Annotated in this window: 12 protein-coding genes, 1 tRNA gene and 2 rRNA genes (1 of these 15 only partly in view); 3 read left to right on the forward strand and 12 right to left on the reverse strand. The window is 70.0% G+C overall.

The features are described 5' to 3' along the window. Positions 1-102 precede the first annotated feature (102 nt). Positions 103-918 (forward strand): Fpg/Nei family DNA glycosylase, encoded by an 816-nt coding sequence (locus tag ACSHWO_RS09695; protein WP_438311188.1) that lies wholly within the window; start codon positions 103-105, stop codon positions 916-918. Positions 919-950: 32 nt separating this feature from the next. Further along, complete coding sequence (locus ACSHWO_RS09700; RefSeq protein WP_438311190.1) at positions 951-1,733, forward strand: SDR family NAD(P)-dependent oxidoreductase; 783 nt, start codon at positions 951-953, stop codon at positions 1,731-1,733. A 358-nt stretch (positions 1,734-2,091) separates the two neighbouring features. Here the strand turns inward: ACSHWO_RS09700 and ACSHWO_RS09705 are convergent, their stop codons facing one another. The 8 genes from ACSHWO_RS09705 to ACSHWO_RS09740 form a co-directional block, all read right to left on the reverse strand. Then, entirely contained in the window at positions 2,092-2,472 is a 381-nt protein-coding gene (locus tag ACSHWO_RS09705; protein ID WP_361101144.1) for a helix-turn-helix domain-containing protein, read from the reverse strand. Between the two features lie 109 nt (positions 2,473-2,581). Further along, entirely contained in the window at positions 2,582-3,130 is a 549-nt protein-coding gene (locus ACSHWO_RS09710; RefSeq protein ID WP_438311192.1) for a CinA family protein, read from the reverse strand. Positions 3,131-3,168: 38 nt separating this feature from the next. Beyond that, positions 3,169-3,825, reverse strand: a complete 657-nt coding sequence (gene pgsA, locus ACSHWO_RS09715) for a CDP-diacylglycerol--glycerol-3-phosphate 3-phosphatidyltransferase (RefSeq protein WP_361101141.1) — start codon at positions 3,823-3,825, stop codon at positions 3,169-3,171. Next, positions 3,822-5,318 carry a 30S ribosomal protein S12 methylthiotransferase RimO gene (rimO, locus tag ACSHWO_RS09720; RefSeq protein WP_361101138.1) on the reverse strand — a complete coding sequence of 499 codons (1,497 nt, stop codon included), beginning with the start codon at positions 5,316-5,318 and terminating at the stop codon, positions 3,822-3,824. Before rimO ends, pgsA begins: the two co-directional genes overlap by 4 nt. 114 nt (positions 5,319-5,432) lie before the next feature. Continuing rightward, positions 5,433-6,338 (reverse strand): RodZ domain-containing protein, encoded by a 906-nt coding sequence (locus tag ACSHWO_RS09725; RefSeq protein WP_438311195.1) that lies wholly within the window; start codon positions 6,336-6,338, stop codon positions 5,433-5,435. Between the two features lie 222 nt (positions 6,339-6,560). Then, on the reverse strand, positions 6,561-9,389 hold the full coding sequence (locus ACSHWO_RS09730) for a DNA translocase FtsK (protein WP_438311197.1): 2,829 nt from the start codon (positions 9,387-9,389) through the stop codon (positions 6,561-6,563). 145 nt (positions 9,390-9,534) lie between these two features. Beyond that, positions 9,535-10,215, reverse strand: a complete 681-nt coding sequence (locus ACSHWO_RS09735; protein WP_438311199.1) for a response regulator — start codon at positions 10,213-10,215, stop codon at positions 9,535-9,537. 274 nt (positions 10,216-10,489) lie between these two features. Further along, positions 10,490-16,051: a HAMP domain-containing protein gene (locus tag ACSHWO_RS09740; protein ID WP_438311201.1), complete on the reverse strand. Its 5,562-nt coding sequence runs from the start codon at positions 16,049-16,051 to the stop codon at positions 10,490-10,492. 167 nt (positions 16,052-16,218) lie between these two features. Here ACSHWO_RS09740 and ACSHWO_RS09745 point away from each other — a divergent pair, with 167 nt between their 5' ends. Then, positions 16,219-18,804, forward strand: coding sequence for a SpoIIE family protein phosphatase (locus tag ACSHWO_RS09745; protein ID WP_438311203.1), 2,586 nt, complete (start codon positions 16,219-16,221; stop codon positions 18,802-18,804). Between the two features lie 16 nt (positions 18,805-18,820). Here the strand turns inward: ACSHWO_RS09745 and ACSHWO_RS09750 are convergent, their stop codons facing one another. The 4 genes from ACSHWO_RS09750 to ACSHWO_RS09765 all read right to left on the reverse strand — a co-directional run. Then, on the reverse strand, positions 18,821-19,438 hold the full coding sequence (locus ACSHWO_RS09750; protein WP_438311206.1) for an HdeD family acid-resistance protein: 618 nt from the start codon (positions 19,436-19,438) through the stop codon (positions 18,821-18,823). A 156-nt stretch (positions 19,439-19,594) separates the two neighbouring features. Beyond that, a tRNA-Thr gene (locus tag ACSHWO_RS09755) sits at positions 19,595-19,670 on the reverse strand. A gap of 5 nt (positions 19,671-19,675) precedes the next feature. Continuing rightward, positions 19,676-19,792: ribosomal RNA gene (gene rrf / locus ACSHWO_RS09760) — 5S ribosomal RNA — on the reverse strand. 74 nt (positions 19,793-19,866) lie between these two features. Then, positions 19,867-22,416, reverse strand: a 23S ribosomal RNA gene (locus tag ACSHWO_RS09765) (it continues 566 nt past the right edge of the window).

Consider the following 22,416-nt stretch of genomic DNA (forward strand, 5'->3'; position numbering starts at 1 on the left):
CACCGACACACCGAGCCCCTGCGACGGCACCCCGTCGCAGGGGCTCGCCCCGTTCCCCCCGCCCGCCCGGTGCCACGCCGCCGCGCGGGCCACAATGGGGCCATGCCCGAAGGAGACAGCGTCTGGCGGGCGGCCGCCCGCTTGCACACCGCCCTGGCCGGCCGCGAGCTCACCCGCTGGGACCTGCGCGTCCCGCGCCTGGCCACGACCGACCTCACCGGGCGCACCACCCTGGAGGTCGTGCCGCGCGGCAAGCACCTCCTCGCCCGGTTCGAGGGGGGCCTCACCCTCCACACCCACCTGCGCATGGACGGCGCCTGGCGCGTCTTCGCCGCCGGCCGGCCCTGGCACGGCGGACCCGCCCACGAGATCCGTGCCGTCCTCGGCACCGCGGACCACACCGCCGTCGGCTACCGCCTCCCGGTCGTCGAACTCCTCCGCACCGCCGACGAGGGCCGGGCCGTCGGCCACCTGGGCCCCGATCTCCTCGGCCCCGACTGGGACGCCGCCCGGGCCGCCGCCAACCTGCTCGCGGTCCCCGAGCGCCCCCTCGGCGAGGCCCTGCTCGACCAGCGCAACCTGGCCGGCGTCGGCAACGTCTACAAGGCCGAGCTCTGCTTCCTCGCCCAGGTCACCCCGTGGACCCCGGTCGGCTCCCTCCCCGACCCCGGGACCACCGCCGTCCGGCTCGCCGAGGCCGCCCGGCGGCTGCTCTCCGCCAACACCGGCGAGCACGGGGGCCGCAACACCACCGGCAGCCGCCGCCCCGGACAGGAGCTCTTCGTCTACGGCCGCACCCACCGCCCGTGCCTGCGCTGCGGCACCCCGGTCCGCGAGGCCCTCCAGGACGGGCGGCCGGCCTACTGGTGCCCCCGCTGCCAGTCCGGGCCCGCCCCGCAATCACCACCCGACAGTTGACGCCCCGTCAGATCCGGTCGTACGGTCCCGGCATGCCCTCACCCACCAGCGCGCCCCCGGCCCCGTACGACCTCACCGGACGCACCGCCCTCGTCACCGGCGCCGCGGGCGGCATCGGCCGGGCCACCGCCCTGCTGCTGGCGTCCGCGGGCGCGGCCGTACACTGCGCCGACCGCGACGCGGCGGGCCTGACCCGGACGGCCGAGCTGATCGCGGAGGCCGGCGGACGGGCCGTGGCACACCCCCTCGACGTCACCGACCGGGGCGCCCTCAGGGCGGCCGTGGCCGCCGCGGGCCCACTCGACATCGCCGCCGCGATCGCCGGGATCATGCACACCAGCAGCGTCCTGGACACGGCGGACGAGGACCTGGACCGCGTCCTGGACGTCAACTTCAAGGGGGTGTGGCGCACCTGCCAGGAGGCCGCCCGCTCCATGATCTCCGCCAGCCGTCCCGGCTCGATCGTCACCATGGCGTCCGGCGCCGTCGACGCCGCCCAACCCGGTCTGCTCTGCTACAGCGCCGCCAAGGCCGCGGTCGTCCAACTCACCAGGACCCTCGCCACCGAGGCCGGCCCGCACGGCATCCGGGTCAACGCCGTCGCCCCGGGCTGGGTCCGCACCCCCATGACCGCCCGTCACGGCCCGGAGGTCCAGGAGCGGACCGAGGCGGTGATGGTCCGGATGTCCCCCCTCGGCCGGGTCGGCGAACCCGAGGACATCGCCCGGGCCGTGCTCTACCTGGCCTCGGACGCCTCCTCGTTCATGACGGGTCAGATCCTGCGTCCGAACGGCGGGGTGTCGATGCCCTGGTAGTGAGCCGGGCGCCTCGGGCGGCCCGGGAGGTCCGGGACGGCTCCGGCGCGCAGTGCACGGGCAGCAGCCCGAGTCCCCAGCCGCCCACGGCCGCCGCCCCCTCCAGGGGGCCTGACTCGTCGGGCGCCAGGGCCAGTCGCAGCACCGCCCAGCACCACAGCACGGCCGCCGCCAGCGCGAGGGGCACAAGTAATCGCCGCACGGCTGCCTCCCGGGGTGTGGCCGCGCTACGGACTGCGACCATCCTCCCGCAAGCCCGCCGCCCCCGCACCCAGAACGGCCGGGAGCCCCGGCCGGTGCTCACGCACCGACCGGGGCTCCGGCCACGCTCATGCCGTCACGGCTCGCGCACTCGTGCTCAGGCGGCTACGACGTTCACCGCTTCCGCAGGTGCCTTGATGGTCACCCGCTCCGGACCGCCCGCGACCGAGGTCACGGACACCGAACCGAGCATCGGGCGGACCGGTACCGTCACCGGTTCGCTCGCCGCGGCCGACTGTGCCAGCTCCGCCAGCGACAGTTCGTCGCTGACCTCGCGCATCAGCTCGGACATCCGTACGTCCAACGCGTCGCAGATCGCGGAGAGCAGCTCGGAAGACGCCTCCTTCTGCCCCCGCTCCACCTCGGAAAGATAGCCGAGAGAAACTCGGGCGGACGAGGAGACTTCGCGCAGAGTACGGCCCTGGCGCTGGCGCTGCCGACGCAGCACGTCACCCAGCAGGCGACGGAGCAGAATCATCGGTGGCTCCCTCCTCTGACCGTGTAGCCGCATCCTTCACGCCCCACCGTACCGCCTCGCGCCGCGGCCGTGCGGGGAGCGATGTCGTGTTCACTCAGGGCTGCAAACATCAAATCCCCCCGTTCTGTTCCGTATCCTGCCCCCGCACATTCTCGCGGAGTTCGCTCAAGAGGAGTTCGAGCACTGTCCGTGTACTCTCCCTACGGATTTCCTCCCGGGAGCCGTTCAACCTCAGTGCCGCGGTTTTCTCGTCCGCCGGACCGGCCACGGCGACGAAAACCGTGCCCACCGGCTGCCCGTCCTGCGGGTCGGGGCCGGCCACCCCGGTGGTCGCGATTCCCCACGAAGCGCCCAGCACGCGCCGTACCCCCGCCGCCATCTGGCCCGCGACCTGCGCGTTCACCGCGCCTTCGGCCGCGAGCAGCTCGGCGTCCACGCCCAGCACGCGGTGCTTCAGCTCGGTGGCGTACGCCGTGACCGATCCGCGGAACGACCGGGATGCACCGGGTACGGCCGTCAGCTCGACGGCCACCATCCCCCCGGTCAGCGACTCCGCCACCGCAACCGTCTGGTCACTCTCCGCGAGCAGGCGCAGTGCCTCCGCCGCGGCCGCCCCGGCCCCGCCGCCCTGCACGGCGGCATCCGCTCCGGTGCGCACCGCGCTCCGGTCCCCTGCGGATCCCCCCACCGCTTCTGTCACCTCGCGGCCCGCTCCGCGGCCAGACCCCGGCGCCGCAGCACCACGGCCTGGCGTACGTAATCCAAACCGGTGACCACGGTCAGCAGCACGGCGGCCGCCATCACCCAGAACCGCAGGGTCGCCAGCGGCCCGGTCAGGGCCAGCACGTACATGCCGACCGCGGTGCCCTGGAACAGGGTCTTCAGCTTCCCGCCCCGGCTGGCCGGGATCACCCCGTAGCGGATCACCCAGAACCGCATCAGCGTGATCCCCAGCTCACGTCCGAGGATCACCCCGGTCACCAGCCACGGAAGGTCCCCCAGCCAGGACAGACAGACCAGTGCCGACCCCATGATCGCCTTGTCGGCGATGGGGTCGGCGATCTTCCCGAAGTCCGTGACCAGGTTGTACGTCCGGGCCAGGTGCCCGTCGAAGATGTCCGTGATCATGGCGACCGCGAACGCGGCCCAGGCCAGCGCGCGCCATACCGGGTCGTACCCGCCGTCGGCGAGGAGCAGGAGGACGAATCCCGGCACCAGGACGAGCCGGATCATCGTCAGGATGTTGGCGATGTTCCACAGGCTGGCCTGATCGACCGCCGCAGCGCCCAGCTTCGCGCCGGGAACGGGCCGGCGGCCGGTCCCGCCCGCCGCAGATGCCGGGACTCCTGTCATCCCGCCGCCTCCTCAAGGCCCAGGGGCTCGGCCACCAGGTCGACACCCAGCGTGCCGACCACCTTCGCCGTCACCATGCGGCCGGGCACCAGACCGGTGCTGTCCGTGAAGACGACCTGGCCGTCGGTCTCGGGGGCCTGGTGCGCGGCGCGGCCGTAGGCGCCGTCACCGTCCTCGTCGACCTCCTCGACGGATTCGACGAGCACCTCGAGGGTCTCCCCGATCCGCTCCTCCGCGCGCTGGGAGGTGAGCTCCTCGGCGAGCATCTGCATGTGGGCGAGCCGCTCGGCGATGGTGTCCTCGTCGAGCTTGTCCGCGTACGTGACGGCCTCGGTGCCCTCCTCGTCGGAGTAGCCGAAGACGCCGATGGCGTCGAGCCGCGCGTGGGTGAGGAAGCGCTCCAGCTCCGCGAAGTCGGCCTCGGTCTCACCGGGGAAGCCGACGATGAAGTTGGACCGGACGCCGGCCTGCGGGGCCTTGGTGCGGATGGTGTCCAGCAGCTCCAGGAACCGGTCGGTGTCGCCGAAGCGGCGCATGGCGCGCAGCACGTCGGGGGCCGAGTGCTGGAAGGACAGGTCGAAGTACGGGGCGACCTTGGGGGTCGAGGTCAGTACGTCGATCAGGCCCGGCCGCATCTCGGCGGGCTGGAGGTAGCTGACGCGGATGCGCTCGATGCCGTCCACGGCCGCCAGCTCGGGCAGCAGCGTCTCCAGCAGGCGGATGTCGCCGAGGTCCTTGCCGTACGAGGTGTTGTTCTCGGAGACCAGCATGACCTCCTTGACGCCCTGCTCCGCGAGCCAGCGCGTCTCGCCCAGCACGTCGGAGGGCCGGCGGGAGATGAAGGAGCCGCGGAACGACGGGATGGCGCAGAAGGAGCAGCGGCGGTCGCAGCCGGAGGCCAGCTTGACCGAGGCGACCGGGCTCTTGTCCAGGCGGCGGCGCAGCGGCGCGCGCGGCCCGGAGGCCGGGGCCAGGCCCTCGGGGAGGTCGGCGGGGGCCTCGGCGGGCTCGGCGGCCGGCGCCTGGGCGTGGCCGGGCAGGGCCACGTCGGCCGCCTGCTGGCGGTCGGCCGGGCTGATCGGGAGCAGCTTGCGGCGGTCGCGGGGGGTGTGGGAGGCGTGGACGCCTCCGCTGAGGATGGTCTGGAGGCGGTCGGAGATGTCGGCGTAGTCGTCGAAGCCGAGCACGCCGTCGGCTTCGGGGAGCGCCTCGGCGAGCTCCTTGCCGTAGCGCTCGGCCATGCAGCCGACGGCGACGACGGCCTGGGTGCGGCCGTGATCCTTCAGATCGTTGGCCTCCAGCAGGGCGTCTACGGAGTCCTTCTTCGCGGCTTCGACGAAGCCACAGGTGTTGACGACGGCGACGTCCGCATCGGCGGCGTCCTCGACGAGCTCCCAGCCATCCGCCGCCAAGCGGCCTGCGAGCTCCTCCGAGTCCACCTCGTTACGGGCGCAGCCAAGAGTGACAAGGGCGACGGTACGGCGTTCGGGCATGGACTCAAGACTACTTTGTCCAAACGCCGACCCCCGCCCCAAGTCCCGGTAAACCAAGATCCCCGGGGTGCCGTACGACACCCCGGGGATCCGGAATTTTGCATTCTGCGCTGCTCAGCCCGCCTGGGCCGCCCCGGGACGGGGATCGTCCTTGGTGTATGTGAGACGTTCCACCTGACCCGACCGGAATTCGTCCTTGATCTCCTTGCCGTTCACGAACAGCGTGACCACCCCGGCGTCGCCGAGGACGAGATCGATGGACTCCTTGTCGGTGAAGGTCTTGGATTCGCCCGCGGCCAGCGTTCCGTCGAAGAGCAGCCTGCCGCTGTGGTCCTTGGCCGAGATCCAGCTCTCGCCGTCGTTGGCCGTGATCGCGACCGTGACGAGGTCCTTGGGCGCGGCCGCGACGGCGCTGTCCGAGGGCTCCGGCTTGGGCGCGACCGGGCGGACCGGATCCTGCCGGGGCTGTGCGGCCGGCTTGCCGGCGGACTGCTTGGGCGCGGCCTTCGGGGCGGCGGAGCCCTCCGCCACCGGATGGGTGCCCTTGCCGTTGCCGCCGCCGAAGGCGGTGAACGCGACGAAGCCGATCACGGCGACGATGGCGGCGACCATGGCCGCGGTCCAGTTGGGCCGCTGCCGCTCGGGACGGATGCGCTCGGCTTCGAACATCGGCGCAGCCGGCGTGGGGGCCGGGCGGCCGCCGTGGGCCGCGTCGAACGCCTCGACCAGCGGTGCCGGATCGAGGCGGACGGCGCGCGCGAGCGTGCGGATGTGGCCGCGGGCGTAGACGTCGCCGCCGCAGCGCGTGAAATCGTCAGCTTCGATCGCGTGCACGATCGGGATGCGCACGCGGGTGGTGGAACTGACCTCGTCGACGGTGAGCCCGGCGGCGATCCGGGCCTTCTTCAGCACCGTCCCGATGGACGGCTCCTCGGAAGTACGGTCGATGATGCGGTCCTCGGATCCGTCGCCGGTCGAAGCCCGCTCATCTTCGGGGGAGTTGGAGTTGCCGATGGACACGAGGGCGCCTTTCGAGCGTGTAGCCACCTGCTGGACGTCCAGTCTAGGGGGGCGGTGAAAGAGAGGAGCAACCGGAGGGGTGGAGTCCGTACGCCATCCGAATGGTGTTGCGGATCCGGCGGTGCGGCGGCGGCCCGGCCCCCGTGACGCGGCTTCGGGAACGGCACCGCCAACTCGCTCAACTAGACGTGGGCCCAGGGGAAACGGTTGCCCGCAGAATCATCACGGTTGGGCCTCCCCACGGATGACGGCGAGGACTCCGTCCAGCTCATCGGCCTTGACCAGCACGTCACGGGCCTTCGAACCCTCGCTCGGGCCGACGATGCCCCGCGACTCCATGAGGTCCATGAGCCGGCCGGCCTTGGCGAAGCCCACCCGCAGCTTGCGCTGGAGCATCGAGGTCGAGCCGAACTGGGTGGAGACCACCAGCTCCGCCGCCTGGCACAGCAGGTCCAGGTCGTCGCCGATCTCCTCGTCGATCTCCCTCGTCTGCTTCTGCCCGGTCGTGACGTCGTCCCGGAAGACGGGCGCCATCTGGTCCTTGCAGTGCTGCACGACCTTGGCCACCTCCTCCTCCGTGACGAAGGCGCCCTGGAGGCGGACGGGCTTGTTGGCGCCCATGGGCAGGAACAGGCCGTCGCCCTTGCCGATGAGCTTCTCCGCGCCCGGCTGGTCGAGGATGACCCGGCTGTCGGCGAGCGAGGACGTGGCGAACGCGAGCCGCGAGGGAACGTTCGCCTTGATCAGACCGGTGACCACGTCCACCGAGGGCCGCTGGGTGGCGAGCACCAGGTGGATGCCGGCGGCGCGGGCGAGCTGGGTGATCCGGACGATGGAGTCCTCCACGTCCCGCGGGGCGACCATCATCAGGTCGGCGAGCTCGTCCACGATCACCAGCAGGTACGGGTACGGGTTGAGCTCCCGCTCGCTGCCCGGCGGCAGTTTGATCTTGCCGTCGCGGATGGCCCGGTTGAAGTCGTCGATGTGCCGGTAGCCGAAGGCCGCCAGGTCGTCGTAGCGCAGGTCCATCTCGCGGACGACCCACTGCAGGGCCTCGGCGGCCCGCTTGGGGTTGGTGATGATCGGCGTGATCAGGTGCGGGATGCCCTCGTACGCCGTCAGCTCCACCCGCTTGGGGTCCACGAGGACCATCCGGACGTCCTCGGGGGTGGCCCGGACCATGATCGAGGTGATCAGGCAGTTGATGCAGGAGGACTTGCCGGAGCCGGTGGCGCCGGCGACCAGCACGTGCGGCATCTTCGCCAGGTTGGCCATGACGTAGCCGCCCTCGACGTCCTTGCCGAGCGCCACCAGCATCGGGTGGTCGTCCTCGGCGGACTCCGCCAGCCGCAGGACGTCGCCCAGGTTCACCATCTCGCGGTCGGTGTTCGGGATCTCGATGCCGACCGCCGACTTGCCCGGGATCGGGCTGATGATCCGGACGTCCGGGCTGGCCACGGCGTACGCGATGTTCTTGGTCAGCGCGATGATCCGCTCGACCTTGACCGCCGCGCCGAGGGTGACCTCGTACCGGGTGACCGTCGGGCCGCGGGTGAAGCCGGTGACGTCCGCGTCGACCTTGAACTCGGAGAAGACGTTGCGCAGCGCGTCGACGACGGTGTCGTTGGCGGCGCTGCGCGTCTTGCCGGGGCCGCCGCGCTCCAGCAGGTCGAGCGAGGGCAGGCCGTACGTGATGTCCCCGCGCAGCTGGAGCTGCTCCGCGCGCGGCGGCAGCGGCTGGGGCTCCGGGGGCGCCTTGGTCAGGTCGGGCACCGACAGGGTCCCGGAGGCCGCGGCGGTGGTGTCGCGCGGGGCCCCGTCCGGCTCGGCGGCGGAGGCCGCGGGGGTCCGGCCGGGGGCCGGCGGGTCGGCGTCCGGCCGGCCGCCGGCCGGACCTCCGGAGCGGGCGGGCGGTACGGGGGTGGTGGTCTCCGCGCCCTCGTGGGTGCCGGAGATGCCCCGGGTGAGGTCGGCGACCACCGGCGAGGGCGGCATCCCGCCCAGCACGACGCCCTCGAAGGACGCGGCGGCCGCGGCGGCCACGTCGACGGCGTCCATCTCCCGCTCCTCGGCGGGCCGGACCGGGGTCCTGCGCGGCCGGCGCCGGCGGGCGAGCGCCTCCTGCTCGGCCTCGTCCACCGGGTCGGCCCCGGAGGCCCGGCCGCTGCGGGCCCGCCACTGCTCGGGGTCGTGCCGGCCGCGGCGGCCGGCGGCGCGGTCCGGGCCGCCTTCGGCCTCCTCCGCGAGCTCCTCGTCGTACGCGTTCGGTTCGATGATCCCGAGCCGGATGCCGAGCCGGCGCAACCGCTGCGGGATCGCGTTGACCGGGGTCGCCGTGACCACGAGCAGCCCGAAGACCGTGAGCAGCACCAGCATCGGGACCGCCAGTGGCGCCCCCATGGTGAAGATCAGCGGCTTGGACGCGGCCCAGCCGATCAGCCCGCCCGCGTTCTGCATGGCCGTGGTGCCCTCGTCCCGGCCCGGCGCCCCGCAGGCGATGTGCACGAGGCCGAGCACGCCGACGGCGAGCGCGGAAAGGCCGATGCCGATGCGGCCGTTGGCGTCGGGCTGGTCGGGGTGGCGGATGAAACGTACCGCCATGATGCCGAGGATGATCGGCACGAGCAGGTCGAGACGCCCGAAGGCCCCGGTGACCAGCATGGTGACCAGGTCCCCGACGGGACCGCTCAGGTTGGACCAGGTGCCGGCGGCCACGATCAGCGCCAGGGCGAGCAGCAGCAGGGCCACGCCGTCCTTGCGGTGCGCCGGGTCGAGGTTCCTGGCGCCCTGGCCGATCCCGCGGAACACCGCACCGACGGCGTGGGCGCACCCCAGCCACAGGGCGCGCACCAGCCGCACCACGCCCCCGGTCGGGGAGGGCGCGGGCTTGGCCGGCGCCTTCCGGGCGGGGGGCCGCTTGGCCGCCGTCTTCTTGGCGGCGGGCACCCGTGCGGGAGTCGCCTTCTTCGCCGGAGCCGCCGTACGGCCGGTCCGGCCCTTCGCGGTGCCCGCTTTGCTCTGGGAACCCTTGCCGGACGTACGTGAGGCCATGGGGCCGAGGTTACCGGTGCGCGCGCCGGTGGACACGCGTGCCCACCCCTTCACCCGTTCGTGTCGGCCGCACCGTCGGCTGATTGACGCACCAACAGACCTGACGCCCCGCCAGACGCCTCTGCCGGGGCCAGGAGTCGGTCCGTCAGTTCTGCGCGGGCAGCATCGGCGCCGCCCCGCCGGCCCCCGGCTCCAGCGCGTCCAGCGCCCGCCGCAGCCCGGTGAGCTTGCGCTCCAGATGGGCCGCGGTCGCCACGACCGCCGGATCGGCGGCCTCCTCGCCGAGCTGCTTGGTCAGCGCCTCGGCCTGCTCCTCGACCGCCGCCAGCCTCGCCGAGAGCTCGGCCAGCAGGCCGGCCGTCTCCTTGGTGGCGTCGCCGCCCACACCGCCGCCCTCCAGCTGGAGGCGCAGCAGCGCGGCCTGCTCGCGCAGCTTGCAGTTCTTCGTGTACAGCTCCACGAACACCGAGACCTTGGCCCGCAGCACCCACGGGTCGAAGGGCTTGGAGATGTAGTCCACCGCGCCCGCCGCATAGCCGCGGAAGGTGTGGTGCGGACCGTGGTTGATCGCGGTGAGGAAGATGATCGGGATGTCCCGGGTCCGCTCCCGCCGCTTGATGTGCGCGGCCGTCTCGAAGCCGTCCATCCCGGGCATCTGCACGTCCAGCAGGATGACCGCGAAATCGTCCGTCAGCAGCGCCTTGAGCGCTTCCTCCCCCGACGACGCCCGGACGAGTGTCTGATCGAGCGCGGAGAGGATGGCCTCCAACGCCAGCAGATTCTCCGGCCGGTCGTCGACCAGGAGGATCTTGGCCTTCTGCACCATGCCCTGTCCTCCTCGCCCCGGCATGGGGCCTCCCCGGCTCCTGGCACCGGCCTGTGCGCCGGGCCCCGCCCCAGAGGACGGCATCCTTGCGCCGCCCGTCCTTGTGCCGGTCATCGTAGCCCCAGTCCCGAGATCGCCACACCCTGTCACCAAGATGTCACTGTGCACGAAGCGGAAACGGTGCGGGGGAGCTGAAGGTTCCCCGTCCCGTGCCCTCCCACACCCGTTTCGCCACCGTCAGTCAGCAATGGGTACCGGACCGGTCGGTCACCGGTCACTCGGCGCGCATCCACTGCTCCATCACCGAGAGCAAATAGTCGGGGTCGACCGGTTTGGTGACGTAATCGGACGCCCCGGAATCGATCGCCTTCTCCCGGTCGCCCTTCATCGCCTTCGCCGTCAGCGCGATGATCGGCAGCCCCGCGAACTGCGGCATCCGCCGGATCGCCGCGGTCGTCGCGTACCCGTCCATCTCCGGCATCATGATGTCCATCAGCACGACCGCCACGTCGTCGTGCTGCTCCAGCACCTCGATGCCCTCCCGGCCGTTCTCCGCGTACAGCACCGCCAGCCCGTGCTGTTCCAGCACGCTGGTCAGCGCGAAGACGTTGCGCACGTCGTCGTCCACGATGAGCACCCGCTCCCCGTGGAAGTCGTACGTGCGCGGCACCGCCGCAAGCTCCTCCTCCGGGCCGCCCCAGCCGTCCTCCGGCCCGACCGCGTTGGGCTGCCCCGGCACCGCGGTACGCGGCTCCGGGGCGATCGGCGCCTTGCGGCGCCGCCGGAACAGCGCGGCCCCGCCGCCCTGCGCCGGACCGGCCGGTCCGGCGCCCGCATGCCCGGACCCCACCGGCAGCGCCTGCGGCTGCATCTGCTGCACCTGGCCCTGCTGCACCGGCGGCTGCGTCATGGCCGCCGACGCCGGCGGCAGCGCCGCACGGACCCCGTCGGCCGGCCGGTGGTAGCCGTCGACCCGGCCGCCGCCCGGCTGCGGCGGGGCGTACCCCTGCGGGGGCAGCTCGCTCGGGTGCAGCGGCAGGTACAGCGTGAAGGTGGACCCGCGGCCGGGCTCGCTGGCCGCGTGGATCTCCCCGCCCAGCAGCCGGGCGATCTCCCGGCTGATGGACAGCCCCAGGCCCGTACCGCCGTACTTCCGGCTGGTGGTCCCGTCCGCCTGCTTGAACGCCTCGAAGATCACCAGCATCTTGCTCGCCGCGATCCCGATCCCGGTGTCCGTCACCGAGAACGCGATCAGGTCGGCGTCCGCGTCCCGCAGCGAACCCGCCTCCAGCAGCTGCTCGCGGATCGCCGCCGGCACGTCGGACCCGGCCGGGCGGATCACCAGCTCCACCGCACCCGTGTCGGTGAACTTCACCGCGTTCGACAGCAGGTTGCGCAGCACCTGGAGCAGCCGCTGCTCGTCGGTGTGCAGGGTGGCCGGCAGCTCCGGGGACACCCGCACCGAGAAGTCCAGGCCCTTCTCCGCGGTCAGCGGCCGGAACGTGGCCTCCACGTAGTCCACCAGCTGCACCAGCGCGATCCGGGTCGGGGAGACGTCCATCTTCCCCGCCTCGACCTTCGACAGGTCCAGGATGTCGTTGATCAGCTGGAGCAGGTCCGAGCCCGCCCCGTGGATGGTCTCGGCGAACTCCACCTGCTTCGGCGACAGGTTCTCGTCGGCGTTGTCGGCGAGCAGCTTGGCCAGGATCAGCAGCGAGTTCAGCGGGGTGCGCAGCTCGTGCGACATGTTCGCCAGGAACTCGCTCTTGTAGCGCATCGACACCGCCAGCTGCTCGGCCCGCTCCTCCAGGACCTGCCGGGCCTCCTCGATCTCGGTGTTCTTCACCTCGATGTCCCGGTTCTGCTGGGCCAGCAGCTCGGCCTTCTCCTCCAGCTCCGCGTTGGCCGCCTGGAGGGCCTTCTGCCGGTTCTCCAGCTCGTCGGAGCGCTCCCGCAGCTGCTCGGTCATCTCCTGCGACTGCTTGAGCAGCATCTCCGTCTTGGAGTTGACGCTGATGGTGTTGACGCTCGTACCGATCATCTCGGCGATCTGGCTGAGGAAGTCCTTCTGGATCTGGGCGAACGGCTGGAAGGACGCCAGCTCGATGACGCCGAGCACCTTCCCCTCGAACAGCACCGGCAGCACGATCACCTGCGCCGGCGGCGCCTCCCCGAGCCCGGAGGAGATCTTCAGGTAGCCGGGCGGGGTGTTCTCGACCAGGATCGTCCGCTTCTCCTCGGCGACGGTCCCGATCAGCCCCTCACCGGGCCGGAACATGGTCGGCATCTGGCTGCCGGCGTACCCGTAGTTCCCGCGCATCCGCAGCTCGTACGAGCCGTCGGGGCCCCCTTCGGTCCCGACCTCGGTGGTCCCGCCGGACGGCACGGCCAGGAAGAACGCCCCGTGCTGCGCCGAGACCACCGGGGTCAGCTCGCTCATGATCAGCGAGGCCACGTCGTCCAGGTCGCGGCGGCCCTGCATCAGGGCCGAGATCCGGGCGAGGTTGCTCTTCAGCCAGTCCTGCTCCTCGTTGGCCAGGGTGGTGTCGCGCAGGTTCGCGATCATCGTGTTGATGTTGTCCTGGAGGACCTGGATCTCGCCCGCCGCGTCCACGTCGATCTTGAGGTTGAGGTCGCCGCGGGTCACCGCCGTGGCCACGGCGGCGATCGCACGGACCTGCCGGGTCAGGTTCCCGGCCATCTCGTTCACCGACTCGGTGAGGTCGCGCCAGGTTCCGTCGACGTCCCGCACCCGGGCCTGGCCGCCCAGGATGCCCTCGGTGCCCACCTCGCGGGCCACCCGCGTGACCTGGTCGGCGAACGAGGACAGCTGGTCGACCATCGTGTTGATCGTGGTCTTCAGCTCCAGGATCTCGCCGCGCGCATCGATGTCGATCTTCTTGGTCATGTCGCCCTTGGCGATGGCCGTCGTGACCATGGCGATCTGCCGCACCTGACCGGTCAGGTTGGACGCCATGAAGTTCACCGAGTCCGTGAGGTCCTTCCACGTCCCGGACACGCCCGGCACGTGCGCCTGGCCGCCCAGCCGGCCCTCCGTGCCCACCTCGCGGGCCACCCGGGTCACCTCGTCCGCGAACGAGGACAGCGTCTTCACCATCGTGTTGACCGTGTCCGCCAGCTGCGCGACCTCGCCGCGCGCCTCCACCGTGACCTTCTTGGTCAGGTCGCCGTTGGCGACGGCCGCCGAGACCTGGGCGATCCCGCGGACCTGCGCGGTCAGGTTCCCGGCCATCGTGTTGACGTTGTCGCTCAGGTCCTTCCAGATGCCGGTCACCCCGCGCACCCGGGCCTGGCCGCCGAGGATGCCCTCGGTACCCACCTCGCGCGCCACCCGCGTCACCTGCTCCGCGAACGAGGACAGCTGGTCGACCATCGTGTTGACGGTCGTGACGAGTTCGAGGATCTCGCCCTTGGCGTCGACGGTGATCTTCTTGGAGAGGTCGCCCATCGCGACCGCGGTCGTCACCTCGGCGATGTTGCGCACCTGCGAGGTCAGGTTGTTCGCCATGAAGTTGACGGACTGCGTGAGGTCCTTCCAGGTGCCGGAGACGCCCTTCACCTCCGCCTGGCCGCCCAGGATGCCCTCGGTACCCACCTCGCGCGCCACCCGCGTCACCTGCTCCGCGAAGTTCGAGAGCTGGTCGACCATGGTGTTGAGGGTGTTCTTCAGCTCCAGGATCTCGCCGCGCGCATCCACGTCGATCTTCTGCGACAGGTCGCCCCGCGCCACCGCCGTCGCGACCTGCGCGATGTTGCGAACCTGCGAGGTCAGGTTCCCGGCCATGCCGTTCACCGAGTCCGTGAGGTCGCGCCACACGCCGGCCACCCCGGGCACCTGCGCCTGCCCGCCGAGCCGGCCCTCCGTGCCCACGTCCCGTGCCACCCGGGTCACCTGCTCCGCGAAGGCCGACAGCTGGTCGACCATCGTGTTGATGGTGTTCTTCAGCTCCAGGATCTCGCCGCGCGCATCCACGTCGATCTTCTGCGACAGGTCGCCCCGCGCCACCGCCGTGGTCACCTGGGCGATCTGGCGCACCTGGGAGGTGAGGTTCCCCGCCATGAAGTTGACCGAGTCGGTCAGCTCCTTCCAGGTGCCGGACACCCCCTCCACGCGCGCCTGGCCGCCGAGCCGGCCCTCCGTGCCCACGTCCCGCGCCATCCGCGTCACCTGGTCGGCGAACGAGGACAGCTGGTCCACCATCGTGTTGACGGTGTTCTTCAGCTGGAGCATCTCGCCGGAGACGTCCACGGTGACCTTCTGCGACAGGTCGCCGTTGGCCACCGCCGTCGTCACCTGCGCGATGTTGCGGACCTGGCCCGTCAGGTTCCGGAACGCGGTGTTCACCGAGTCGGTGAGGTCCTTCCACGTCCCCGCCGCCCCCGGCACCTGCGCCTGACCGCCCAGCTCGCCCTCGACCCCGACCTCGCGGGCCACACGGGTCACTTCCGAACCGAAGGACTGCAGCTGATCCACCATCGTGTTGACGGTGTTCTTCAGCTCCAGCATCTCGCCGGCCACGTCGACCGTGACCTTCTGCGACAGGTCGCCGTTCGCGACGGCCGTCGTCACCTGGGCGATGTCGCGCACCTGCGTGGTCAGGTTGCGGAAGACCGTGTTCACCGAGTCGGTGAGGTCCTTCCACGTCCCCGCCGCCCCCGGCACCTGCGCCTGACCGCCCAGCAGGCCCTTGGCGCCGACCTCGCTGGCCACCCGGGTGACCTCGTCCGCGAACGTCCGCAGGGTCTCGGTCATCTGATTGATCGTTTCGGCCAGCTGCGCCACCTCGCCGCGCGCGCTGACCCGTACCTTCTGCGACAGGTCGCCGTTGGCGACGGCCGTCGTGACCTGCGCGATCCCCCGCACCTGGGCCGTCAGGTTGCCCGCCATCGTGTTGACGGAGTCGGTCAGGTCCTTCCACACGCCCGCGACCCCGGGCACCTTCGCCTGGCCGCCGAGCTCGCCCTCCGTACCCACCTCGCGGGCGACCCTCGTCACCTCCGAGGAGAACGAGGACAGCTGGTCCACCATCGTGTTGACGGTGTTCTTCAGCTGGAGCATCTCGCCGGCCACGTGGACCGTGACCTTGCGCGACAGATCGCCCTTCGCCACCGCCGTCGTCACCAGCGCGATATCACGCACCTGAGCGGTGAGCCGGTACGCCATGGTGTTGACGGAGTCGGTCAGATCCTTCCACGAACCCGACATTCCGCGCACTTGGGCCTGACCGCCGAGCTTCCCCTCGGTGCCCACCTCCAGCGCCACGCGCGTCACTTCGTCCGTGAACGCGGACAGCTGGTCGACCAGGTTGTTGACGGTGCGCCCGACCTTCAGGAACTCCCCGCGCAGCGGATGACCCGTCCCGTCCGCCGACAGCGTCCGCAGGTCCATCCGCTGGTCCAGGTCGCCCTCCGCTACCGCGGACAGCACCCGGCCCACCTCGGACACCGGCCGGGCGAGATCGTCCACCAGCTGGTTCGAGGCGTCGATCGCGGCCGCCCAGGAGCCCTCGCAGGCACCCGTTTCGAGCCGCTCGCTCAGCTTCCCCTCACGGCCCACCATCCGCCGCACCCGGGACAGCTCCCCCGTCAGGTGCAGGTTGCGGTCGGCGACCTCGTTGTAGACGGCGGCGATCTCCGCCATCACCCCGTCGCCCGACACCGTCAGCCGCTTGCGGAAGTTCCCGTCCCGCATCGACACCAGGGCCGTGAGCAGCCGGTTCAGGGCGGCGGTATCGACTTCCGTCGTTCCGCCCCGGCGCGGACGCCCGCCCTTCGCGCGCGCACCCGTACGCCGCACCGCTGCGCCAGACTCCACCGTGTCCCTCCCGAAAGGGTCGACCCTGTTCCATCGGCAACCGGCGCGTCACCCGCCCGGCTACCCGATCCTGCCCAGTGTTTCACTCCGGCCGAACCTGGCCATAACACTCCGGCACCATCGCACACCGCCCGCACCCCGCGGGTGGAATCCCCGACGACGGCACCATGGCGGGCGCGAAGGTAAGTAACCTGGCATCCGATGTCCCACCGCGTCGAAGGAGACTTGTGATCACGGCTCGGGCGGCTGCCAGCTTCGACCCCCAAGGGCGCTCCGTCGCCGCCGCCCGGGTGTTCGTCCGCGACACCCTGCAGGGCTGGGGCTTCGCCGACATCGTCGACGACGCCGTCGTGCTCACCAGCGAACTCGTCACGAACGCCGTGGTCCACGCCGGCACCCGGGCCGAAGTCCTCTGCCTGCGCACCGAGGACGGCGTACGGGTCGAGGTCGCCGACCGCTATCCCGAGCGCGAACTCCCGCTGCGCTACCCCGGCGACCGCCCGTACGCCGACCCCGACCGCGAGAACGGCCGCGGTCTCATGCTCTGCGCCGCCCTCGCCACCCGCTGGGGCGTCGAGTACACGGCCACGCACAAGCACGTGTGGTTCCGCCTCGACCTGCCGGACCGCCCGGTCGGCACCCGCTCCGCCGGGCCCGTCGTCCCCGACCGCCTGCTGCCGCTCGCCGACAGCCGCGTCCGCGTGGCCGTGGTCCAGATCGACGCCGCGGACTGCATCTCCGCCTGGAACGAGGACGCCGAGCACGTCTTCGGGCACCCCGCCGGGAAGGCCCTCGGCCGGCCGCTCGCCGAGCTGGCCGCCTGGCCGCAGACCCCCGGCACGGGCACCGGCATCGCCGAGGCCCTGCGCCTGTCCCGCTGGGAGGGCAGCTACGGGATCCGCGGAGCCGACGGCCGGGTCATCCCCGTGTACGCCTCCCACCTGCGGGTCCGCGATGCGCACGGCGAGCCGTCCACCGTCTGCCTCCTCGTCCACGACGACGAGCGCGCCCTGCTCCAGACGCCCGTCCGCCTGCCCGTCTCCGACGGCTTCCCGCTGGCCGAGGCCCGGCCCGCGGACCCTTTCGAGGTGTTCATCGGCTCCCCCGCCCCGGACGACCTCGACAGCCTCCTCCAGCGCACCGTCGAACGCGCCCGCGACATGCTCGACGCCGACGCCGCCTTCCTGCTGCTGGCCACGGACGACGAGACGGAGCTGGAGGTCCGCGCCACCACCGGGCTGCCCTCCACCCGCCAGCGGTTCGCCCGCGTCCCCGTCGAGGCCGGCACCAACCGCTACGGCTCGGCCCGCATGCCCGCCGTCCACGACGACCTGACCGCCGTCCCCGGCGCCGTTCCCCTGCTGGACGCCACCGGTATGCGCTCGGCGGTCACCGTCCCCCTCAAGGTCGAGGGCCGGCTCACCGGCTCCCTCGGCGTGGCCGCCGAGAACCTGGGCCGCTACTCCAACGCGGAGGCGCTGCGCCTGCAGTTCGCCGCCGACCGGATCGCCCTGGCCGTCGAGTCGGCCCGCCTCGGCGAGCTGGAGCGGCTGCGCCGCGGCTCCCTCTCCTTCCTCGTGGAGGCCTCCGACCTGCTGGCCGGCACCCTCGACCGGGACCAGACCCTGGCGCTCATGGCGCAGATGACGGTGCCGACGCTGGCCACCTGGTGCGCCGTGTACACGATCGCCGACCAGTCCTCGGACCCGTACCTGTCGTACGTGCTGCACGAGGACGAGGAGCGCATCGACGGCCTCCGGGACCTGCTCTCCCGGGTGAGCCCGCCCGAGCCGGTCCGCGAGGCCGGCGCCCGCACCTGGCACGAGGCCTCGGCCGCCGTCGGCGGCGAGACGGTCGTCCTCCCCCTGCTGGCCCGCAACCGGGTGATCGGCATGCTGACCCTGGGCAGGCCCTCCGAGGAGCACTTCCGCCAGGAGATCCTCGAACTCGCCGAGGACCTCTCCCGCCGGGCCGCGCTCGCCCTGGACAACGCGCGCCTGTACTCGGAGCGCACCGCGATCAGCCGCTCCCTGCAGCGCAGCCTGCTGCCGCCCGGCTCCCCCGCGATCCCCGGCATGGAGGTCGAGGTGATCTACCGGGCCGCGGGCGAGGGCAACGAGGTGGGCGGCGACTTCTACGACGTCTTCCCGATCCGCGACGGCGCGTACGGCTTCGCGATCGGCGACGTGTGCGGCACGGGCCCGGAGGCCGCCGCCGTCACCGGCCTGGCCCGGCACGCGCTGCGCCTCCTGGCCCGCGAGGGGCTGGGCGGCCCCGCGGTGCTGGAGCGCCTCAACGCGGCCATCCTCGACGAGGGCGCCCGCAGCCGCTTCCTCACCCTCCTGTACGGCGAGCTCCATCCCCAGGAGGACGGCAGCGCCCTGATGAAGGTCGTCTGCGCCGGCCACCCGCTGCCGCTGCGGCTGCGCCCGGACGGCGAGGTCGTCCCCGCCGCGGACCCGCAGCCGCTGCTGGGCGTCCTGGACGAGCTGGACCTGTACGAGCAGTCGCTCACCCTCGACCCGGGCGACGTCCTGCTGTGCGTCACCGACGGGGTGACGGAGCGCCGTGAGGGCAGCCGCATGCTCGGCGACGACGGTCTGACCGAGGTCCTCACGGGCTGCACCGGCCTGACCGCCGGCGCGGTCGCGGCCCGGATCCTGCGCGCGGTGGAGCGCTTCGCGGCCGAGCCGGCCTCGGACGACATGGCCATCCTCGCCTTCCGCGTCCCGGAGCAGCGCACGGGCGACTAGCCGGAGCGTGTTCTCCTCACGGGGGAGGCGGACCCAGGGACAGGGCGCGGCGCGTGGAGGAGCGCAGTGCGAAGGCCATCACGACTTCGAGCACGCCGAGCAGGACGAGCCACAGCCCCAGCAGTCTCGTGAGGGCGACCGCGGTTTCCACCGGGAAGCAGAGCACGACGATTCCGGCGACGGCGCCGAGCGCGCCGAGGCCGAAGAGAAGGCCCCGGTGCGCGAGTGAGCGGTCGGCGATGGCCGTGTAGGCGGTGAGCACTCCGGTCAGGAGCCAGAACACGCCGACGATGAGGGAGAGTGCGCCGATCGTCTGCATCGGATGCCGTAGGACCAGGACGCCCGCCAGGAACGACAGGAGGGCGATCAGGACGCTCGCCAGTCTGCTGCCTCCCGCGCTGCTGTGCGAGAAGGCTCTGACGAAGCCGAGGACGCCGGCCACCAGGAGCTGCAGACCTATGATGACGGCGAGGACGTGCAGCGTTTCGTCGGGCCAGACGAGGATCAGGATGCCCGGAATCAGTGTCGCGAGCGCGAGGCCGAGCGCCCAGTGCCACGAGCCGCCGAGTTCTCGGAGAACGTCCTCGGGGTCGCGCTGTGTCCGCTGCGGTGCCGCGTCGGAGGGTATGGTCATCACGCCTCCCAGGCCGGCGGAACCGTCTTCCGCCTTCCCAACCACCCTAGGTGGCCGCGGCGTACCCCGCCCCTCCAGTTGCGCCCCTTCAGATGCCCCCTGCAACCCGTACGGGCAAACAAAAAAGGCCCCCGCCGAATGGCGGGGGCCTTTTGGTGGAGCCCTTTAACGGAATCGAACCGTTGACCTTCTCCTTACCATGGAGACGCTCTACCGACTGAGCTAAAAGGGCGGGTTGTTCGGCGGCGTCCTACTCTCCCACAGGGTCCCCCCTGCAGTACCATCGGCGCTGAAAGGCTTAGCTTCCGGGTTCGGAATGTAACCGGGCGTTTCCCTAACGCTATGACCACCGAAACACTATGAAGTTGAACTCAAGCCGGCATGGCGAGTTCGTTGCTTCAGAACTAACACAGTGGACGCGAGCAACTGAGGACAAGCCCTCGGCCTATTAGTACCAGTCAGCTCCACCCGTTACCGGGCTTCCACATCTGGCCTATCAACCCAGTCGTCTACTGGGAGCCTTACCCTCTCAAGGAGGTGGGAATACTCATCTTGAAGCAGGCTTCCCGCTTAGATGCTTTCAGCGGTTATCCCTCCCGAACGTAGCCAACCAGCCATGCCCTTGGCAGGACAACTGGCACACCAGAGGTTCGTCCGTCCCGGTCCTCTCGTACTAGGGACAGCCCTTCTCAATATTCCTACGCGCACAGCGGATAGGGACCGAACTGTCTCACGACGTTCTAAACCCAGCTCGCGTACCGCTTTAATGGGCGAACAGCCCAACCCTTGGGACCGACTCCAGCCCCAGGATGCGACGAGCCGACATCGAGGTGCCAAACCATCCCGTCGATATGGACTCTTGGGGAAGATCAGCCTGTTATCCCCGGGGTACCTTTTATCCGTTGAGCGACGGCGCTTCCACAAGCCACCGCCGGATCACTAGTCCCGACTTTCGTCCCTGCTCGACCCGTCGGTCTCACAGTCAAGCTCCCTTGTGCACTTACACTCAACACCTGATTGCCAACCAGGCTGAGGGAACCTTTGGGCGCCTCCGTTACCCTTTGGGAGGCAACCGCCCCAGTTAAACTACCCATCAGACACTGTCCCTGATCCGGATCACGGACCGAGGTTAGACATCCAGCACGACCAGAGTGGTATTTCAACGGCGACTCCACAACCACTGGCGTGGCTGCTTCAAAGTCTCCCACCTATCCTACACAAGCCGAACCGAACACCAATATCAAACTGTAGTAAAGGTCCCGGGGTCTTTCCGTCCTGCTGCGCGAAACGAGCATCTTTACTCGTAGTGCAATTTCACCGGGCCTATGGTTGAGACAGTCGAGAAGTCGTTACGCCATTCGTGCAGGTCGGAACTTACCCGACAAGGAATTTCGCTACCTTAGGATGGTTATAGTTACCACCGCCGTTTACTGGCGCTTAAGTTCTCAGCTTCGCAACCCCGAAAGGTCACTAACCGGTCCCCTTAACGTTCCAGCACCGGGCAGGCGTCAGTCCGTATACATCGCCTTACGGCTTCGCACGGACCTGTGTTTTTAGTAAACAGTCGCTTCTCGCTGGTCTCTGCGGCCACCCCCAGCTCAGAGTGCAAGACTCATCACCAAGCGTGGCCCCCCTTCTCCCGAAGTTACGGGGGCATTTTGCCGAGTTCCTTAACCATAGTTCACCCGAACGCCTCGGTATTCTCTACCTGACCACCTGAGTCGGTTTAGGGTACGGGCCGCCATGAAACTCGCTAGAGGCTTTTCTTGACAGCATAGGATCATCCACTTCGCCACAATCGGCTCGGCATCAGGTCTCAACCTTCATGAGGGACGGATTTGCCTACCCCTCGGCCTACACCCTTACCCCGGGACAACCACCGCCCGGGCTGGACTACCTTCCTGCGTCACCCCATCGCTTACCTACTACAAGTCTGGTCCGTCGGCTCCACCACTCCCCTCAACTCCGAAGAGATCAGGGCGGCTTCACGGACTTAGCATCGCTCGCCTCGATATTGGGCGTTTCAAAGCGGGTACCGGAATATCAACCGGTTGTCCATCGACTACGCCTGTCGGCCTCGCCTTAGGTCCCGACTTACCCTGGGCAGATCAGCTTGACCCAGGAACCCTTAGTCAATCGGCGCAAGAGTTTCTCACTCTTGTATCGCTACTCATGCCTGCATTCTCACTCGTGAACCGTCCACAACTACCTTCCGGTGCTGCTTCACCCGGCACACGACGCTCCCCTACCCATCACAGCAGGCGTTGGCCCTATTGCTGCAATGACACGACTTCGGCGGTACGCTTGAGCCCCGCTACATTGTCGGCGCGGAATCACTTGACCAGTGAGCTATTACGCACTCTTTCAAGGGTGGCTGCTTCTAAGCCAACCTCCTGGTTGTCTCTGCGACTCCACATCCTTTCCCACTTAGCGTACGCTTAGGGGCCTTAGTCGATGCTCTGGGCTGTTTCCCTCTCGACCATGGAGCTTATCCCCCACAGTCTCACTGCCGTGCTCTCACTTACCGGCATTCGGAGTTTGGCTAAGGTCAGTAACCCGGTAGGGCCCATCGCCTATCCAGTGCTCTACCTCCGGCAAGAAACACACGACGCTGCACCTAAATGCATTTCGGGGAGAACCAGCTATCACGGAGTTTGATTGGCCTTTCACCCCTAACCACAGGTCATCCCCCAGGTTTTCAACCCTGGTGGGTTCGGTCCTCCACGAAGTCTTACCTCCGCTTCAACCTGCCCATGGCTAGATCACTCCGCTTCGGGTCTAGAGCGTGCAACTCAATCGCCCTATTCGGACTCGCTTTCGCTACGGCTTCCCCACACGGGTTAACCTCGCTACACACCGCTAACTCGCAGGCTCATTCTTCAAAAGGCACGCAGTCACGAAGATCCGAAGATCTCGACGCTCCCACGGCTTGTAGGCACACGGTTTCAGGTACTATTTCACTCCGCTCCCGCGGTACT

It is taken from the genome of Streptomyces pallidus (ex Mingjun et al. 2026) (genome assembly GCF_051550185.1).
GTDB lineage: Bacteria > Actinomycetota > Actinomycetes > Streptomycetales > Streptomycetaceae > Streptomyces.

Coding starts and splice junctions, on each gene's coding strand:
- ACSHWO_RS09695 (WP_438311188.1), top strand. CDS start 103: ATGCCCGAAGGAGACAGCGTCTGGCGGGCGGCCGCCCGCTTGCACACC.
- ACSHWO_RS09700 (WP_438311190.1), top strand. CDS start 951: ATGCCCTCACCCACCAGCGCGCCCCCGGCCCCGTACGACCTCACCGGA.
- ACSHWO_RS09705 (WP_361101144.1), bottom strand. CDS start 2,472: ATGATTCTGCTCCGTCGCCTGCTGGGTGACGTGCTGCGTCGGCAGCGC.
- pgsA (WP_361101141.1), bottom strand. CDS start 3,825: ATGACAGGAGTCCCGGCATCTGCGGCGGGCGGGACCGGCCGCCGGCCC.
- rimO (WP_361101138.1), bottom strand. CDS start 5,318: ATGCCCGAACGCCGTACCGTCGCCCTTGTCACTCTTGGCTGCGCCCGT.
- ACSHWO_RS09730 (WP_438311197.1), bottom strand. CDS start 9,389: ATGGCCTCACGTACGTCCGGCAAGGGTTCCCAGAGCAAAGCGGGCACC.
- ACSHWO_RS09735 (WP_438311199.1), bottom strand. CDS start 10,215: ATGGTGCAGAAGGCCAAGATCCTCCTGGTCGACGACCGGCCGGAGAAT.
- ACSHWO_RS09745 (WP_438311203.1), top strand. CDS start 16,219: ATGGCGGGCGCGAAGGTAAGTAACCTGGCATCCGATGTCCCACCGCGT.
- ACSHWO_RS09750 (WP_438311206.1), bottom strand. CDS start 19,438: ATGACCATACCCTCCGACGCGGCACCGCAGCGGACACAGCGCGACCCC.